Origin of the sequence: Hypericibacter adhaerens (genome assembly GCF_008728835.1) — a bacterium.
In the GTDB taxonomy this organism is placed as follows: Bacteria; Pseudomonadota; Alphaproteobacteria; order Dongiales; family Dongiaceae; genus Hypericibacter; species Hypericibacter adhaerens.
The window spans coordinates 4106428-4124781 of sequence record NZ_CP042582.1 but is presented as its reverse complement, the minus strand read 5'-3'; the positions used below and the strand labels follow the sequence as shown (position 1 = coordinate 4124781).

General features: G+C 66.9%; 13 protein-coding genes. 2 read left to right on the top strand and 11 right to left on the bottom strand.

The genetic code is table 11. The annotated features are described in order from the left end of the window. Window positions 1-115: 115 nt before the first annotated feature. Complete coding sequence (locus FRZ61_RS18340) at window positions 116-451, bottom strand: DUF1491 family protein (protein ID WP_151119088.1); 336 nt, start codon at window positions 449-451, stop codon at window positions 116-118. Window positions 452-723: 272 nt separating this feature from the next. On the opposite strand from FRZ61_RS18340, the gene FRZ61_RS18335 reads away from it, so the two are divergent. After that, on the top strand, window positions 724-2733 hold the full coding sequence (locus tag FRZ61_RS18335) for a hydantoinase/oxoprolinase N-terminal domain-containing protein (RefSeq protein ID WP_151119087.1): 2010 nt from the start codon (window positions 724-726) through the stop codon (window positions 2731-2733). Between the two features lie 200 nt (window positions 2734-2933). Here the strand turns inward: FRZ61_RS18335 and FRZ61_RS18330 are convergent, their stop codons facing one another. The 8 genes from FRZ61_RS18330 to FRZ61_RS26670 all read right to left on the bottom strand — a co-directional run bounded on the left by FRZ61_RS18330 (window position 2934) and on the right by FRZ61_RS26670 (window position 14149). Beyond that, the gene (locus FRZ61_RS18330) at window positions 2934-4025 is read right to left on the bottom strand and encodes an ABC transporter ATP-binding protein (protein ID WP_151119086.1); all 1092 of its coding nucleotides are present in this window, start codon (window positions 4023-4025) and stop codon (window positions 2934-2936) included. Further along, entirely contained in the window at window positions 4018-4878 is an 861-nt protein-coding gene (locus tag FRZ61_RS18325) for an ABC transporter permease (RefSeq protein ID WP_151119085.1), read from the bottom strand. Before FRZ61_RS18325 ends, FRZ61_RS18330 begins: the two co-directional genes overlap by 8 nt. A 1-nt stretch (window position 4879) precedes the next feature. Continuing rightward, window positions 4880-5773, bottom strand: coding sequence for an ABC transporter permease (locus FRZ61_RS18320; protein WP_151119084.1), 894 nt, complete (start codon window positions 5771-5773; stop codon window positions 4880-4882). A gap of 153 nt (window positions 5774-5926) precedes the next feature. Then, a complete protein-coding gene (locus FRZ61_RS18315) occupies window positions 5927-7009 on the bottom strand; it encodes a polyamine ABC transporter substrate-binding protein (RefSeq protein WP_151119083.1) in 1083 nt (360 codons plus the stop codon). Window positions 7010-7244: 235 nt separating this feature from the next. After that, on the bottom strand, window positions 7245-8999 hold the full coding sequence (locus tag FRZ61_RS18310; RefSeq protein ID WP_225308886.1) for a Na/Pi cotransporter family protein: 1755 nt from the start codon (window positions 8997-8999) through the stop codon (window positions 7245-7247). A 125-nt stretch (window positions 9000-9124) separates the two neighbouring features. Further along, on the bottom strand, window positions 9125-10687 hold the full coding sequence (locus tag FRZ61_RS18305) for an alkaline phosphatase family protein (protein WP_225308885.1): 1563 nt from the start codon (window positions 10685-10687) through the stop codon (window positions 9125-9127). Window positions 10688-10787: 100 nt separating this feature from the next. Then, window positions 10788-13250, bottom strand: a complete 2463-nt coding sequence (locus FRZ61_RS18300) for a GcvT family protein (protein WP_151119082.1) — start codon at window positions 13248-13250, stop codon at window positions 10788-10790. 8 nt (window positions 13251-13258) lie between these two features. Next, window positions 13259-14149, bottom strand: coding sequence for a phosphotransferase (locus tag FRZ61_RS26670; protein WP_225308884.1), 891 nt, complete (start codon window positions 14147-14149; stop codon window positions 13259-13261). A gap of 319 nt (window positions 14150-14468) precedes the next feature. Between FRZ61_RS26670 and FRZ61_RS18290 the strand changes: the two genes are divergently transcribed. Further along, window positions 14469-15242, top strand: a complete 774-nt coding sequence (locus FRZ61_RS18290) for a DeoR/GlpR family DNA-binding transcription regulator (RefSeq protein WP_191909096.1) — start codon at window positions 14469-14471, stop codon at window positions 15240-15242. Between the two features lie 17 nt (window positions 15243-15259). Here FRZ61_RS18290 and FRZ61_RS18285 read toward each other — a convergent pair whose 3' ends face one another. Then, window positions 15260-17236, bottom strand: coding sequence for an ABC transporter permease (locus FRZ61_RS18285; protein ID WP_225308883.1), 1977 nt, complete (start codon window positions 17234-17236; stop codon window positions 15260-15262). Further along, window positions 17233-18333 (bottom strand): quaternary amine ABC transporter ATP-binding protein, encoded by a 1101-nt coding sequence (locus tag FRZ61_RS18280; protein WP_151119080.1) that lies wholly within the window; start codon window positions 18331-18333, stop codon window positions 17233-17235. Before FRZ61_RS18280 ends, FRZ61_RS18285 begins: the two co-directional genes overlap by 4 nt. Window positions 18334-18354: the final 21 nt, after the last annotated feature.

Below are 18354 nucleotides of genomic sequence, written 5' to 3'. Positions count from 1 at the left end.
GCGTTGTCAGCGGCTGCGCAGGTCTCCTTCGGCCGTCGTCTCGCCATCGGATTCTGGCGTGTCTGGCTCCATGGTTCCATCCTGCCTTCCGTCCGACGGATCCCGCGCGATGCGATCAGGAGCCCACGGTCTGGAACGGGTGGCGGCCGTCGCGGCTCTCGACCTCGACCACCCAGAGATCGGGATCGCGTTTGACCGCGCGCTCGATATAGGCCTCGGCTTCGGCCTCGGTTACTGGCGCCTCGCCGAGTGCGCTCAGCCAGCCCAGCCGCCCCATCCCGTCGCGCACCTGGGTCATGACCTTGCAGCCTGGCCCGAGCAGATCGATCTTGACCAGCACCGCGCCTGCCCGCGGCTCGCCGCGGCGGCGCAGGAAGACCGGCATCCCGTCGGCATGGCCCTGGCGCATCTGCGCCGTCACCCAGATCACCGTCGGCACGCGTTCTTCCATCGATCGCCCCTCTCCTGCACCGGTCGGGCCCGAGCCGCCGAGCTCTTCCATCCATCGGCCTCAGCGAGGCCCCCGTTCATGACGCGCTTTCGCGTCATGGTAAAGGACCGGGCTCAATAGCCTCACCGCCATTGCGGCCTTTGCGGCCGCGACGAGGCTTGACCAGCCGGCGAGGGGGCGGGTAGAGCCTGTGCCCGGCCCAGGCCCCGCCCGGCAGGAACGACCCGGGCCAGAGCCAAGCTTTTTCCCTCACTTTCAGACGATCCGAGATCTTGCCCGTCCTTCTTGGCCTTGATACCGGCGGCACCTATACCGACGCCGTCCTGTTCGATCCCGTGCGCGGCGTGCTGGCGGCGGCGAAGTCGCTGACCACCAAGCATGACCTGTCGATCGGCGTCGGCGGCGCCATTGCCCAGGTCCTGCCTCAGGCAGCCGAGCCGATCGTGATGGTTTCGCTTTCGACGACGCTCGCCACCAACGCGTTGGTCGAGGGGCAGGGAAGTCCCATCTGTCTGCTGCTGCTGGGCTATGAACGCCAGGCGTTGGAACGGGCCGGCCTGCGCCAGGCGATGGGATCGGACCCGGTCGAGTTCATCGCGGGCGGACACGGGCCGCTGGGGGACGAACAGGCGCCGCTCGACCGCGAGGCCGTGGAGCGCGCGATCCGCACTTACGCGCCCAAGGTCGCCGCCTTCGCGGTTTCGGGCTATTTCTCGGTGCGCAATCCCGCCCATGAGCTTGCGGTGAAGGCGATGGTGCGCGAGATCGCGGGCCTGCCCGTCACCTGCGGCCATGAGCTGACCTCGAAGCTCGACGCGCCGCGCCGCGCGCTCACGGTGGCGCTCAATGCGCGGCTCATCCCGCAGCTCCAGCAGCTGATCCGCGCGGTCGAGGCCATCCTTCAGTCGCGCTCGATCCAGGCGCCGCTGATGGTGGTCAAGGGCGACGGCTCGCTGATCGCATCGGAGGTGGCGCTGAGCTGCCCGGTCGAGACCATCCTCTCCGGTCCGGCCGCGAGCCTCGTCGGCGCGCACCATCTGAGCGGGTCGGGCGACGTGGTCGTGTCCGACATGGGCGGCACCACCACCGACGTGGCGATGCTGTCGGGCGGGCGTCCCGTGCTGAACCGCGAAGGTGCGATCGTCGGCGGCTGGCGCACCATGGTCGAGGCGGTCGCCGTTCATTCCTATGGCCTCGGCGGCGACAGCGAGCTCCGGCTCGACGAGACCGGCGGCCTGATCCTCGGGCCGCGCCGGTCCGTGCCCTTGTCGCTGCTGGGATCTCAGCATCCCCGGATCATCGAGACGCTGCGGTATCAGGCCGAGGAGGCGATCCGCGTCGGCTATGACGGGCAGTTCCTGCTGCGGCTGCGCCGTCTCGACACGAAGGAATCGGGCCTGAAGCCCGACGAGCTCGAGCTCTGGGAAGCGCTCGAAGGCGGACCGCTCGCGCTTTCCGAGATCCTGCAAGGACCGGCGAAGCAGCGCGCCATGAAGCGCCTGCTCGATCGCGGCCTCGCCACGCTATCGAGCTTCACGCCCAGCGACGCCGCCCACGCGCTGGGGCTGCAGCAGACCTGGTCCAGGGAAGCGGCGGAGCTGGGCGCCCGGCTCTGGCTGCGCCGGCTGGATGCGCTGGGCGGCGAGAAGCTCAAGGAGATCGAGCCCTTCTGCCGACGCATCGTCGAGCAGGCGGTGCGCCAGTCGGTCCTGGCCATTCTCGGCACCGCGTTCGATCAGTCGCTCGACATCGCGTCCGACAAGATCGGGAAGCTCGGCGAGCTGGTGATGACGCGGATGGCCGAAGGCACGGCGCAGGAATCGCCACTCGTGACGCTCGAGATGAATCTGAAGCGCCCGCTGGTCGGAATCGGCGCGCCGGCCGCGACCTATTATCCCGAGATCGCGCGCCGGCTCGGCACCGAGCTCATCGTGCCGCCCCATGCCGATGTTTGCAACGCGGTGGGTGCCGTGGCGGGCGGCGTGCTGCAGCGGGTGGAGCTCCTGATCTCGCAGCCGATCGAGGGGCGCTTTCGCGTCCATCTTCCCGACGGCGTCGCCGATTTCTCGACGCTGGAAGCCGCCGTCGAGCGGGCGACCGCGGCGGCAACGGAGCAGGCGAGGCGCCTGGCGCACGAAGCCGGCGCCGCGGACCCTGAGATCAAGATCGAGCGCGAGGACAAGACCGTCGCCACCGGCGCCGGCATGACCCTCTTCATCGAATCGCGGATCCGGGCCACGGCCTTCGGCCGTCCGCGCCTGGCGGCGGCAGAGAGGATGTGAGCAGCTATCGACAGCATCAGCTACGCGCTCGCTTCAGCCCCTCCCCCTTGAGGGGGAGGTTAGGGCGGGGGGTGATCGTGGAACACGATGCTTCGAGAGCATGCCATCGCGCGAACGGCCCCACATCGAGACTGTGGCCGCCCCCACCCCAGCCTCCCCCTCGAGGGGGGAGGTGAAGAAAGCGCAGGGACGCTGCGACGCTACTCCGTCAGCACCAGCGTGTCGGCGGGGTCCCAGGACATCCAGAGCTCGTCGCCGATCGCGACCGCGGGCGTCGTGGTCCGGGCCGCGTTGGGCAGGTTGACGCTCACCGGCACGCCGGTCGCGTTCTCCAGATAGATGTGGCTTTCGTCGCCGAAATAGGCGACCTCGCTGACGCGCCCGCGCAGGCGGATGCGGTTCGCGGCCGGCTCGGCGCGATCGAGCGTCACCTTCTCCGGGCGCACCGCCACGGCGATCTCGCCCTGGGCGGCGCCGGCATAGGGGACCGTCACGCGGTTGATGCCCTTGAGGTCGATCTGGATCTGGTTGCCCGAGACGCCGGCGACCCGACCCTGGAACAGGTTCATCTTGCCGATGAAATCGGCGACGAAGCGGCAGTTCGGGAATTCGTAGAGATCGGCGGGGGCGGCGATCTGCTTCACCTTGCCCTTCTCCATCACCGCGATGCGGTTGGCCATGGAGAGCGCTTCGTCCTGGTCGTGGGTGACGATCACGAAGGTGATGCCCACGGTCTTCTGCAGCCGGACCAGTTCGAGCTGCATCGCCTCGCGCAGCTTGGCGTCCAGCGCCGAGAGCGGCTCGTCCAGCAGCAGCACCTTGGGCCGCTTGACGAGGGCGCGGGCCAGCGCCACGCGCTGACGCTGGCCGCCCGAGAGCTGGCTCGGCATGCGCTTGCCGAAATCCTGGAGCTTCACCAGCGCCAGGGCCTCCTGGGCGCGGGTCTTGATCTCGGCCTCGGGCACGCCCGTCACGCGCAGGCCATAGCCGACATTGCGCTCGACCGTCATATGCGGGAACACCGCATAGGACTGGAACACCATGTTGACCGGGCGCCGGTTGGGATTGACGCCCTCCATCGGCTGGCCGTCGATCACGATCTGGCCTTCGGTCGGGATCTCGAAGCCCGCCAGCATCCGCAGGAGCGTGGTCTTGCCGCAGCCCGAGGGGCCCAGCAGGGCGAAGAACTCGCCCTCGACGATGTCGAAGCTCACCGCGTCGACGGCCTTGACGTTGCCGCTGAACTCCTTGGTGACATCCTTGATCTGGATGATGGGTTTGGCGCTAACCATCGGCTTTGGCCTTCTTGTCGGAACGACTCTGGATCCACATGGCGAGAACCGTGAGGGTCAGCGTCAGGACGATGAGGACGGTCGAAGCCGCGTTGACTTCGGGTGTCACGCTGAAACGGACCATCGAGTAGATCTTGATCGGGAAGGTGGTCGAGCCCGGGCCGGAGGTGAAGAAGGTGATGACGAAATCGTCCAGCGACAGGGTGAGCGCCAGCAGCGCGCCTGCGACCACGCCGGGGAGCATGTAGGGGAAGGTCACGCTCCAGAAGGTCTGCCATTCGCTGGCGCCCAGATCCTGCGACGCCTCCTCCAGCGCCGGATCGAAGCCCGACATGCGCGAGCGGATCACCACCGCCACGAAGGGGATCGAGAAGGCGATGTGGCTCACCGTCACGGTGAAGATCCCGAGCGGGATCTTGAACATCGTGAAGAAGGCCAGCATGGCGACGCCCAGGCAGACCTCCGGAATGACGATCGGCAGATGGATCCAGCTGTCGAAGGCGCCTTTGCCGGGGAACCGGTAGCGGTGCAGGATCAGCCCCAGCATGGTGCCGAGGATCGTCGAGACCACCGTCGAGATCGAGGCGATGGTGATCGTGTTCATGAAGGCGTCGTGCAGGCCGGTATTGTTGAACGCCTTCACGTAGTAGTCGAACGTGAAGCCCTGCCAGGTGATGTTGCGCTTGCTGTTGTTGAAGCTGAAGGCGATCAGCGCGACGATCGGGAAATAGAGGAAGATGAAATTGGCGAGCAGCACCAGCTTCAGCCAGCGCCGGCGCGTGAACTCGAGCGGCGCGATGGCCTCGCGGCGGCGGCGCGGGCGGCCGCTTGCAGGAAGGGTTGTGGCTGTCATGTCAGTAATTGACCGCCCCCTCCCGGCCCGCCAGCACCGCCTTGACCCAGAGGCAGGCGAAGGTGACATACATCAGGATGAAGGAGATGGCCGAGCCGAAGGCCCAGTCGCGCGCGGGGCCGAACTGCTGCGCGATCAGGTTGCCGATCATGATGCTGTTGGTGCCGCCGAGGAGATCGGGCGTCAGATAGGTGCCGAGCGCCAGGATGAAGCTCAGCAATCCGCCGGTGAAGATGCCGGGCAGCGCCAGGGGAACGGTGACGGAGAACAGGGTGCGCCACTGGCTGGCGCCAAGGTCGAGGCTCGCCTCGAGGTAGGACTTGTCGAGCTTCTCGAGCGTCGCGTAGAGCGGCAGCACCATGAAGGGCAGGTTCACATAGACCAGGCCGACGATGACCGCGCCCTGGTTGTAGAGCAGCTCCAGCGGCTGGAACTCGCCGAGCAGCCCGCCGAAGAGCCAGTCGAGCCCGCTCCAGACCCATTCCAGGAAGAAATTGACATAGCCGTTGGTGCGCAGCACCGCGATCCAGGCATAGGTGCGGATCAGCAGGTTGGTCCAGAACGGCAGGATCACCAGGAGGAGCAGCACGTTCTTGTATCGCGGCGGCGCGAAGGCGACGCCCATCGCCAAGGGAAACCCCATCGCCAGGCAGATCGCCGTGGTGACGGTGGCGATCCAGAGCGATTTCAGCGTGATGTAGAGGTTCACCCACTCGAAGGTGCGCAGATAGTTCGAGAGGGAGAAGGCGATGATCGTCTCGCCGAGCGGCCCGCGCTGGCCGAAGCTGTAGATCCAGACGACGGCGAGAGGGATGGTAAAGAAGATGACGAGCCAGGCAGTCGGGGGAATCAGCAGGATGGAGAAGACCAGCTTGTTCTTGCGCCATTCCTGCATGATATGAGCGTTCCCCCGACCGGACCCGGCACTCTGGAGCGGCTCCCGATCCTATCGCACCGGGAACCGCTCCGGATTTCTCAGCTTGACCGCATGTTCAGGCGAACCGGCGTCCACATCGCCTGAAAATGCTCTGGGCGGCGTGATTGTCGCTCAGGCCGCCTGAATCTCGGTCCAGGCCTTGTCGTAGACCGGCGTGAACTCGCCCACATCCACCAGGGACTCGCTCTTGGCGATGACTTCCTCGGGCGGATAGATGGCGGGGTTCTCGAGATCCTCCTTGGCGATGAAGGCCTGCGCCGCCTTGTCGGCGGTCGCATACTTGATCGTGTTGGCGATCTCGGCGTTCACCTGCGCATCGAGCAGGTGGTTGAGGAAGAGATGCGCATTCTCCGGATGCGGCGCGCCGGAGGGGATGCAGACATTGTCGGTCCACACCATCGTGCCCTCGTCCGGCACGCTGTAGGCGAGGTCCGAATCCTCGGCCATGACCGAGATGATGTCGCCGTTCCACTCCATGACCAGGTCGCATTCGCCCGAGAGCAGCATGTCCTGGCCGCTGTCCGGAGCGAAGGCCTTGATGCTCGGCTTCTGCTTGATCAGCAGTTCCTTGGCCTTCTGCACCTCGGCCTCGTTGGTCGAGTTCATGCTGTAACCGAGATATTTGAGCGCGACGCCGAGGACGGCGCGCGCATCCGCCAGAAGCGCGATCTTGCCGGCGTGGGTCGAATCGTCGAGCAGCGCCTTCCAGCTCTTCGGCTCCTGCACCTTCGACTTGCGGTAGCCGATGCCGATCGTGCCCCACATGTAGGGAACGCCGTATTTCAGGCCCGGATTGAAGGCGGGGTCGGAGAACTGCTTGGCCGGGTTGATGTTGGCGAGGTTCGGGATCTTGCTGTGATCGAGCGCCATCAGCATGTTGAGCTTGGCCATGGTCTCGATCATGTAGTCCGACGGGAAGATCACGTCGTAGCCGGGATTGCCGGCCTTGAGCTTGGCGAACAGCTCCTCGTTGTTGGCATAGAGATCGTACTGGACCGCGATGCCGGTCTTGTCGGTGAAGGTCTGCAGCGTGGTCTGGCCGATATAGGTATCCCAGTTATAGACGTTGAGCTTCTTCGGCTCTTCGGCCCATCCCTTCTTCGCGTAGGCGCTGAGGCTGACGCCCACAGCGGCTGCACCCGCGCCGGCAAGGAAATTGCGGCGCGAGAATGGGGATGGAGAGAAACGGTTCATGATAAGATGCCTCCTCCTGTGTGTTCATTCGCCAAGACCGGGCCGGCCTGGGGTCCGTTCGGACTTTCTCTCGATGCTGCCGGCAGGCCCTGGGGGCCGATCGCGCGAGGTCCGTATCGCGAACCGCTCGACCGCGGGCGCTCTACCATAGAAAGCCGGGGGAACCCGATCAACCCATTTGCCGGCTGCAGCGCTCGCCGCCACTGGCACACCGGTTCACTATCGAATTGAAAAATCAGGAGACTTTGGCGGGTTCGCCGATTTCGCCGTTCTGCTGGCGCAAGCGGCTCTGCGTCAGCTCGCCGGCCGCTTCCAGGATCGGGTAGGCGACCGAGGTCAGGTGAGAGTTGATGCGCTTGAGGTCGCGCAGGATGTCGAGATGAAGGCTCGAGGTCTCGATGCTTTCGGCCTTGCCGCTGCGCAGCCGCCCGTAATGGCCCTCGGATGCCGCCCATTCCATCTCGCGGAACGCCACCTTCTCCTCGAGCAGGCGCCGCGCCAGCTTCATGTCACCGGAGATGAAGACGTTGAGCGCGAGCTTGAGGTTGTTCTCGACGCGCTGGTGCATGTTGCAGATCTCGGCGAAGCCCTCGCTCGAGAAATGCAGCTTGTTCTTGATCTTCTTGGCGGCGAGCTCCATCAGGTTCTTGTCGATGATGTCGCCGATATGCTCGAGGTTGGTGGTGAAGGTGATCACGTCGATCGAGCGCTTCTGGTCGGCCTTGTCGACGGCCTCGCGGGTCATCTCGGTGAGGTAGAGCTTGATGGCGTGATGCAGCTTGTCGACATCGTCGTCGAGCGTCTCGACCTCGCGCAGGAGCTTGCGGTCGTCGTTGCGGAAGACCTCGAGCGTCTGGCGCAGCATCTTCTCGATGATGTCGCCCATGCGCAGCGTCTCGCGCGCGGCGTTGGCGATGGCGACTGCCGGGGAATCAAGCGCGGCATTGTCGAGATAATGCGGCTTGCCGGTCTCCTCGCCGCGCGGACGCTCCGGCAGCAGCCTGGTGCAGAGGCTCGCCACCGGCCCGATCAGCGGCAGGAACAGGATCGCGATCGCGAGATTGAAGGCGGTGTGGAAGTCCGCGACCTGGCGCCAGGCCTCGGGCTCGATCCGGGCGACCCAGGGCGTGATCCAGGGCAGCAGCGGCAGCGCGATCACGACGCCGGTCAGGCGGAAGATCAGGTTGGCGAGCGGCACCCGCCGCGCCTCAGGGCCCGAGGTGGCGGTGCCGATCAGGGGCATCACGGTCGCGCCGAGATTGGCGCCGAGGATGAGGGCGAGCGCCAGCGGCAGGGAGATCAGCCCGCCCGCGACGAAGGCGATCACCAGCAGCACCACGGCCAGGCTCGAGGTCGAGATGACGGTCAGCACCGCGGCGAGCAGGGCCGCCAGCAGCGGCTCGTCGCCCAGCGCCTCGAATACCTCGAGCAGGATGCCGGAGCTACGCACCGGCTCGGCCGCCATGGCGATGAGCCGCAGCGACAGCAGCATCAGCCCCAGCCCGACGATGGTCCGGCCGATATCCTTGAGGCGCGTGCCCCGGCTCATGGTGAAGATCACCACACCCGCCAGGACCAGGAGCGGCGCCAGCCCGTGCGGCAGCACCGAGATGATCTGGGCCACCACGGTCGAGCCGACATCGGCCCCCAGCATCACCGCAAGCGCGGAAGCGGTGCCCACCAGCCCGTGCGAGGCGAAGGAGGCGGTCAGGAGGCCGGTCGCCGTGCTGCTCTGCAGGAGGATGGTGATGCCGAGACCGGCGGCGAAGGCGGCGAAGCGGTTGCGCAGGCTGTGCCCCAGCCGTTTGCGCAGATCGCCGCCGAAGGCGCGCATGACGCCCGTGCGCACCATCCTGAGGCCCCACACCAGCAGGGCTGCCGCACCCAGCAGGTTGATGAGGAAATCGGTGCCGTTGATGGCGGGTCTCCTTGGCGGGCCGGCGGCGGCGGCGGGGGGGACTGGCTCGATAACGGCCGGAATCGGCCGCAATTCCCGCTTCTTGGCGCACACCCGCCCGACATAGCGCCACTGTCACATAATTGCAATATATAGGGAGCCCGGGACGGAAATGCTTCCCTCGAAGAGGGGAATCCCGGCCGGGGTTGGGAACCCGGTCAGCGCCGCCGGGGCGCCTGCTCGACGATGCCGTTCTCGGTGATGAACATCCGGCTCAGCACATGCTCGGCATGTTCCATCCGCCAGGAGAGCATCTTCTGGGCGCAGGCCAGCATGGTCCCGGCATGAGCCGGGTCTTCGGCCAGGTTCGTCTGCTCGAACGGGTCCTGCTCCAGGTCGAACAGCAGCGGCGGCAGGGCTGCGAAGTGGACGTATTTGAAGCGCCGGCCGCGCAGCGCCGCAAAGCGGCACTGGTCGCTGGCGATGCCGAGCGTGGTTTCCGGGATCTGGTGCGCGATGTCCTGGAAGTCGAACTCGAAATGGGCTTCCTCGCGCCAGTGCGGCAGCGGCGCGCCCTCGAGGAAGGAGAGCAGCGAGCGCCCGTCGCATTGATGCGGGATATCGCGCCCGAGCCATTCCAGGATGGTCGGCATGAGATCGACCGCCTCGGTGAAGCGGTCGATCTGTGTCCCTCGCGTCCCGTCCGCGGCGCGGCGCGGATCGCGGATGATCAGCGGGATGTGATAGGCCTGATCGAAATAGCTGGTCTTTCCCCAGAGCCAGTGGTCGCCGAGCATCTCCGCATGGTCGCAGGTGAAGATCACCAGCGTGTGACGGTCCTCGCCGGTCTCCTTGAGATGCGCCATCAGCCGGCCGATCTGGTCGTCGACCTGGGTGATCATGGCGTAGTAGGTCGCGCGCAGCTGGCGCACCTCGGCCTCGTCGATCTCCAGGTGATCGTGGGGATAGTGCTCGTCATAGGCGCCCTTCTCGCGCAAGGAGGCGAGAGCGAGCTTGAGGAAAGGATGCTGGCATCCTTCCTCCTCGGCGCTCGTCGCCCGCACGGCCATGGCGAGCGTGGCCGGATCGTAGAGCGCGTTATAGGGCTCGGGCGCGATGATGGGCGGATGGGGCCGCAGGAAGACCGCATGCACGAACCAGGGCTCGTCGCGGCGCACCGAAAGCCAGCGCAGCACCGCATTGCCCATGAAGTTCGTCTCGCTGTCCTCGGCGCTGAAGAGCGTGGGCGCGTAGGAATGGCCGCGACCCGACGGCCGGACGAAATCGGCCTGGGGCTTGTAGACGTCCCAGCGGTCGCGGAACTGGTAGCCCTTGGCCTTCAGGTCGGCGATCCAGGGCGCCATGTGGTCGGGCAGTTGCAGCCCGACGGTCATGCCCGGCAGCACGCCCTCATAAGTCTTGAGCACCGGATCGTCGGGCGCGTGATAGCGCGGGTCGGGGCTGGTGTCGGTATAGCCGAACAGCGTCGGGTCATAGCCGGCCTTGCGCACCTCGAGCGCGATATTGGTATGCCGCCGGTCGAGCGGCGTGCCGTTGCGGCCCGAGCGATGGTTCATCAGATACATGCCGGTCAGCATGCTGGTGCGCGAGGGTCCGCAGGGCGAGGTCTGGGCATAGTGGCGGCGGAACAGCACGCCCTCGCGGGCGAGCTGGTCGAGATGCGGCGTCTTCACCGCCGGATGGCCGACGGCGGACAGGCATTCGGCGCGCCATTGGTCGGCGCTGATGAAGAGCACCTTGCGGATCGGCAGATCGGACATGCAGGGCTACGACTTTTCACGGGCCGGCAGACCCGGGGGACAGGGCTGCCGGTCGGGGTTCCAAAACGCAGGGCTCAGCCTAACCGATCGGCGGCGGGCGTCATGCCTTGATTCTTGACATCGACGGATCGTAGAGCGCGTCGAGATGGATCTGGGCCGGCACGCGCTCGGTCGCGACCTCGAGCTCGTAGCGTCCGGATCTCAGCCAGTCGGTCGGCACGCCCTCCGGATTGCGGACATAGCCATAGCCGATGTTCCGCGCGACCGTGTAGCCCCAGCCGGCGCTGGTCAGCCAGCCAACCTGCTTGCCGTCGCGGAAGATGGTCTCGCGGCCCAGCAGCACGATGCCGGGATCGGCGACCGTGAAGCCGGCCAGGCGCTTCTTCAGCGGGGCTTGCGCCTGCTTCGTCAGCGCCTCGCGGCCCAGGAACGGCGTGTTCTGCTTGAGCTTCACCGCCCAGCCGAGCCCGGCCTCGAGCGGCGTATGGTCGGGACCGATATCCGAGCCCCAGGCGCGGTAGCCCTTCTCGAGCCGCAGCGATTCGATCGCGCGGTAGCCGGCATTGGCGATGCCATGGGGCCGCCCCGCCGCCATCACCGCGTCATAGACGGCGCCCGCGCACTCGATCGGGAAATGCAGCTCCCAGCCGAGCTCGCCCACGTAAGTCACGCGCAGAGCCCGCACCGGCGTGCCGGCGATCGTCACGGCTTGCCAGGTGCCGAAGGGGAAGGCGGCGTTGGAGAAATCGGCGCCCGAGGCCGCGGCCAGGGTGTCGCGCGAGCGCGGACCCATGACCGACAGCACGGCGAAGGAAGAGGTGACGTCGATCAGCCGCGCATCGAGGCCCTGCGGAATGGCACGCTCGATCCAGGAGAAGTCGTGCGTCGCGAAGCCGGTGCCGGTGATGATGTAGTAGCTGTCCTCCGCCAGGCGGGTGACGGTGACGTCGCATTCGATGCCGCCGTTCCGGTTCAGCATCTGCGTGTAGACCAGCCGGCCCGGTGCCTTGGCGACGTCGTTGCTGCAGATCCAGCCCATGGCCGCCTCGGCATCGCGGCCGACCAGCATGAACTTGGCGAAGGAGGTCTGGTCGAAGACGCCGACCCGCTCGCGCACCGCCTGGTGCTCGGCGCCGACGGCATCGAACCAGTTCTGGCGCTCATAGCTGTAGACGTCCCTGGGCTCCACGCCTTGGGGCGCGAACCAGTTGGGCCGCTCCCAGCCGAGCTTGGAGCCGAAGCAGGCGCCTTGCGCCTTGAGCCGGTCATAGAGCGGCGAGACGCGTACCGCCCGGGCGCTCTCCAGCTCCTCGTGCGGCCAGGCCATGCTGTAGTGATGGGCATAGGCCTCGAGGGTGCGGGTCAGCACCCACTGGGGATCCTGATGCACTGAACCGAATCGGCGGATATCGACCGGCCAGAGATCCATCGGCGGCTCGCCGCCCGCGACCCATTCGGCCAAGGCCTTGCCCGCCCCGCCGCCTGAGGCGATGCCGAAGGCGTTGAAGCCGGCGCCGACATAGAAGTTCTTGAGCTCCGGCGCCTCGCCCAGGATGAAGTTGCCGTCGGGCGTGAAGGATTCCGGCCCGTTGATGAGCTGCTTGATGCCGGCGGTTTCGAGCGCCGGGATGCGGGCCAGCAGATGGCCCATCATCGGCTCGAAATGGCCCCAGTCGGATTCGAGCAGCGAGAAATGGAAGCCTTCGGGGATGCCCTTCAGGGCCCAGGCGATGGGATTGGGCTCATAGCCGCCCACCACCAGGCCGCCGACCTCCTCCTTGCCATAGATCAGGCTGTCCGGATCGCGCAGGGTGGGGAGATTGCGCGGCACGCCGTCGATGGGCTCGGTCACCAGATACTGGTGCTGCACCGACTGCAGCGGCACGTTCACGCCGCAGAGCCGTCCCACCTCGCGCGCCCACTGCCCGGCACAATTGACCACGACCTCGGTCGCGATCTCGCCCTGGGCGGTGACGACGCCGGTGGCGCGGCCCGCCTTGGTCTTGATCGCCGTGACCCGGCAATCCTCGACGATGGTGACGCCGCCGCCGCGCGCGCCCTTCGCCAGCGCCTGGGTGATGTCGGCCGGGTTGGCCTGGCCGTCGGTGGGCAGGAAGGCGGCACCCACCACGTCATGCACCCGCATCGGCGGCCAGAGCTTCTGCGCTTCCGCAGGGGTCAGCAGCTCCATCTCCAGGCCGAAGCTGTGCGCGGTGGTCGCCTGGCGCTTGATCTCGGTGAGACGCGCCGCGTTGCAGGCCAGCCTCAGGCCGCCATTCATCTTCCAGCCGGTCGAGAGGCCGGTCTCGGCCTCGAGCTTGCGATAGAGCTCGACCGAGTTCTTGAGGAGCTGGGTGATGTTGGCCGAGGTGCGGAGCTGTCCCACCAGCCCCGCCGCATGCCAGGTCGAGCCCGAGGTGAGCTTGTTGCGCTCGAGCAGCACCACCTCCTTCCAGCCGAGCTTGGCCAGATGATAGGCCGTGCTGCAGCCGACGATGCCGCCGCCGATGATGACGGCCCTCGCCTGGGTAGGAAAACCGGCCTGGGTGGGAAACGAAGCCATGGTCAACCTCAGTAACGTTTCAATGAACGGTAGGCCTGCTCGAAACGCGAGCGATAATCCTCGGTGTAGGCGCGATAGTCGAAATCGAGCGTCGAGAAGGATTCGGCGATCATGCTCCACATCGTCTCGCGCAGGAGCGAGGCGCATTTCATCGCCTGGTAGCGCTGGCGCAGCTCGTCCGTGACGGGCCGCTCGAAATAGGCACCGAGCAGCCACTCCTCGTCGGCGGGTGCCACGTCGTTGTTGGAGCAGAGATTGCCGAGATCGAAGAGGCAGCTCGAATAGCCGGCATAGTCGTAATCGATCAGCCACAAGCGGCGGCCGTCGTCGATGAAGTTGCCGCAGAGCAGATCGTTATGGCCGAAGACGAGATCGATGGCGCCGAGGCGGCGCTCGAGATCGTCGGCCTTGGCCAGCAGTGCCGGCAGCTCCGGCAGCCGCGGGCTCCGGGCGTCCTTGAGGCTCGCCGCATAGTCGCGGAAGATGTGGAAAGGCCAGAACATCAGCACCGGCCCCCGCAGGTGATGCTGAAGCTCGCGATGGCAACGCTGGATCAGCGGCAGGATGCGCTCGAGCATCGGGCGCGGGCGCACCAGCTCGGGCGTCAGGGTCCGGCCCTCGATGAAGCGGAACACGGTCGCGCCCGGCTCGTGATGCAGCACCTCGGGCGCCAATCCCGCCGCATGGGCGGCGCGGCTGGCCGCCAGCTCGGCGAAGCGCATCACGCCATGGACGGGGATGTCGTCGCCGATGCGGACGAAATAGCGTTCTCCCCGATCGCGGACCTCGAAATTGGCGTTGGTGATCCCGCCCTTCAGCGCGACCGGCTCGACCGGCCCCGACCAGAAGCGCAGCGCCGCAGCCCGGGCACGCGGATCGAGCAGTGTCATCGCCACCATGGTCGCTGACGTTCAGGCAGCGGCGAAGCGCGGACCCCCGTCCGTCGCTTCGCCGCGCCCCCATCGTTCCGGCGCGCGGCCCCCTGCCACGCTTGCCGTCACGGTCGCCCCTTGAAAGGCCGTTCTTGCCGAGTGAATGCCCCCACTCTCGTGCAAGAGCCGGGAGCTTCCGATCGACGGCTTCTTCGCTCCATTCGAATCCGAAAAATCCCATATAATTCCAATATTTTTAACGGGACGATCGAACAATTCCACAATTTTCTCTATAAAGATAAGATATCATTCTATAGTCACCGTGGGATTATGGAGTTGTGGCAATATGAAACGTCAGTACCGCCGCCGTGTGATCCTCGAAACGGTGTCCCAGGGCGGGCAGGCGCGGGTGCTGGACCTGGCCAGCCGGCTCCGGGTCTCGGACGAGACCATCCGGCGCGATCTCAAGGATCTCGTCGCCGAAGGGCTGGTGCAGAAGATCCATGGCGGCGTCATGGCGCCCGACACGCTCGGCGAGCCGCGCTTCGAGCGGCGCATGAACCAGGAAGCGGAGGCGAAGAAGGCGATCGCGCGGACGGCCGCCGCCCAGGTCCGCGACGGCGATGCCGTCCTGCTCGATACCGGCAGCACCACGGCCTATGTCGCGCGTGCCCTGAGCGGGCATCGCAATCTCCTGGTGGTGACGAACTCGGTCGACATCGCCCGCACGCTGGCGACCCGCAACGGCAACCGGGTCTATATGGCGGGCGGCGAGCTCAGGGCCGATGACGGGGCCGCGCTGGGGGTCGTCGCGGCGGCCTTCGTGCAGCAGTTCCGCGTGCGGCTCTGCTTCCTCTCGGTCGGCGCGATCGATCTGGAGGACGGGCCGATGGTGTTCCATCTGGAGGAGGCCGAGTTCTCGCGGGTGGCGATGCGCCGCGCCGAACGCACCATCCTCGTTGCCGATCACACCAAGTTCGGACGTCGCGCGCTGGTCAGCATCTGCCCCCTGGCCTCGGTCCAGGCGCTCATCACCGACGAGCCGCTGCGGCCGGCCTTCCAGGAGCGGCTGCGCCGGACGGATGCCAGCGTGCTGGTCGCCGAGCGCGCCGCCGCCTGACCCGCCGTCTCGCTGGCTCAGGCCAGCCCCAGGCGCCGGCGCGCCCGGGCGCTGCCGGCGCCGATCAGCCGGTCCGCCACGATGCCGATGAAAGCGACGGCGAGGCCCGCCACGATGCCGCGGCCGGAATCCGCCTTGGCGAGCGAGATGAAGACCTCCTGTCCCAGGTCGCGGGTGCCGACCATCGCGGCGATGATCAGCATGCTGAGCGCCAGCAGGATCGTCTGGTTGATGCCGAGCATGATCTCGGGAAGGGCGAGGGGTAATTGCACCCGCCAGAAGATCTGACGGCGCGTGCAGCCCGAGACCTTGGCCGCCTCGACCAGCGCCGGCGGCACCTGCCGGATGCCGTGGTCGGTGTAGCGGATCGCCGGCACGATCGCGAAGGAGACCACCGCGATCAGCGCCGTCACGTCGCCGACGCGGAACAGCATCACGACGGGGATGATGAAGACGAAGGAGGGCAGGGTCTGCAGCGTGTCGATGATGGGGGTGATGATGCGGTGGGCCGTGTCGCTGCGGGCACCCCAGACCCCGATCGGGATTCCGATCAGTGCCGCGATGATCGAACCGATGCCGCAGAGATAGACCGTGGCCATGGTCTTGTCCCAGAGGCCCGTGGCGGCACAGAAGAAGGTGAGCGCGGCCGCGAGCAGCGCCAGCTTGGCGCCGCCCAGCCGCCATCCGGCCAGCGCCAGCAATCCCGTGGCCACCAGCCAGGGCATGCCGGCGAGAAAGTCGCGAATGGGGTTGAGGATGTTCACCACCAGGAACACCCGGAAAGCCTCGATCGCATCGAAGAAATTGAGGTTGATCCAGTCGACAGCGGCCTTCCAGATCGGCGCGGTGCTGATGGTGATCGAGCTCGGCACCTTGAAAAGGGCCGGCCAGCCGATGCTGACGAAGGTCGTGATCGCGAGTGCCGCCAGGGCCGAGATCAGATAGGGGTGGCGCTGCCAGAGCGTGCCCTCGATGCGGTGGGTCGGCCGCCGGCGGGCGGCCGCCTGGCTCAGCTGGTCGAGCGCGATGGCGAGCGCCACGATGGCGAGGCCGGCCTCCAGTGCCTGGCCCACCTTGAGCGCGCGCAGCGCCAGCAGCACGTCGTAGCCGAGGCCGCCGGCGCCGATCATCGAGGAGATGATCACCATGTTGAGCGACAGCATGATCACCTGGTTGACGCCGACCATGAGCGTCGGGCGCGCCGCCGGCACCAGCACGCGCCACAGCTTCTGCGCCCGCGTGCAGCCGGCCATGGTGCCGAAATCGCTGATCTCCTGCGGCACCCGGTTCAAGGCGAGGATCGTGGCGCGCACCATGGGGGGTGTCGCGAAGATGCCCGTGGCGAGCAGGGCCGAGACGGGGTTGTTGCCGAACAGCAGCAGCATCGGCACCAGATAGGCGAAGGTCGGCATGGTCTGCATCAAGTCGAGGATCGGCGTGATCAGCAGCCGGTCGACCGCCGGGTGGCGATAGCCCCAGATGCCGACCAGGATCCCGGTCACGACGCAGAAGGGTACGCAGATCGCGATCAGCGCCAGGGTCAGCATCGAGCTTTCCCACTGGCCGAAGATGGCGAGATAGAGGAAGCAGGCGCCGGCCACGAGGCCGAGCGACCGGCCGCCCAGCGCGAGGCCCGCCAGCGCCATAGCGATCACGATGCCGAACCAGGACAGGCGCGGGATCACCAGCGCGTCGGCGCCGGCGCCGATCTTGAAGCTCTTCGCGAGGAGGCCGAAGGCGGCATCGAGCGGCACGGCGATGACGGCACTGAAGCCGCGCGTCAGCCAGGTGAAGTTGGTCTTGATCCAGCCCATCACCGCGCCGATCCAAGCATTGAGCGGGATCAGCCATTCCTTGGGATAGTCGACGGCCCAGGGCGCGATGCTCGGGAAGAGATAGAGCAGGCCCGCCAGCACCAGCGCGCCCAGCCAGATCCAGACCCAGGGATCGGTCGCGGCGCGCCTTGCACCCTCCGTCTGGGCGATCGCCGTCACAGGCTGCCCTCGCGGCCGGCGAGGAGATTGATCACGGCGGCGGGCGTCACCTGGCCGATGACGGCGCCGTCGGGGTCGGTCACCGCGAAGGGCCGTGCCTCGGCGACGATCTCGGCCGCGAAGCTCGCGATCTTGGCCGTGGCGGCGACCTTGCGGAGAGTGCCGGCTTCGCCGGTGGGGCGGGTCGCATGGGCATCGCCCGTCAAGGGCGACATCAGCGTGCGCGCCGAGAGCACCTTGGCGCGCTGCACGTCGCGGGTGAACTCCGCCACATAGTCGGTCGCGGGCCGGGTGACGAGATCCTCGGGCGTGCCGATCTGGATGATCTCGCCATCCTTCATGATGGCGATGCGATCGGCGAGCCGGATCGCCTCGTCGAAATCATGGGTGATGAAGACGATGGTCTTGTGCAGTACGTTCTGGAGGCGCATCAGCTCCTGCTGCATCTCGCGCCGGATCAGCGGATCGAGCGCCGAGAAGGGCTCGTCGAGGAACCATATCTGCGGCTCGACGGCGAGGCTGCGGGCGATGCCGACGCGCTGCTGCTGGCCGCCGGAAAGCTCGCGGGGATAATAGTTCTCTCGCCCCTTGAGGCCGACCAGCTCGACCATCTCCTGGGCGCGCTTGCGCTGCTCCGTCCGGGGCTTGCCCTGCACCGACAGCGGAAAGGCCACGTTCTCCAGCACCGTCAGATGCGGCAGCAGGGCGAAATGCTGGAACACCATGCCCATGCGGTGGCGGCGGATCTCGATCAGTTCCTTCTCGCTGACCTGCAGGAGATTGCGGCCGTCGAACATCACCTCGCCGGCGGTGGGCTCGATCAGCCTCGACATGCAGCGCAGCAGGGTCGATTTGCCCGAGCCCGACAGGCCCATGATGATGAAGATCTCGCCTTCCTTGACCTCGACCGAGGCGTCGCGCACCGCGCCGATCAGGCCCGCTTCGTTGAGGTCGGCGGCGCTGGGCGTGCCGCCCTTGGCCGCCATCACCTCTTCGGCGCCGCGCCCGTAGACCTTCCAGACATTGCGGCTGGCCAGCATCACCGGGCGCTCGTCGAGCGCTGCCGCCGCCTTCGTCGCCGATCGCGTCACGTTCATCCGATCCGTTCCCGTCGCCCC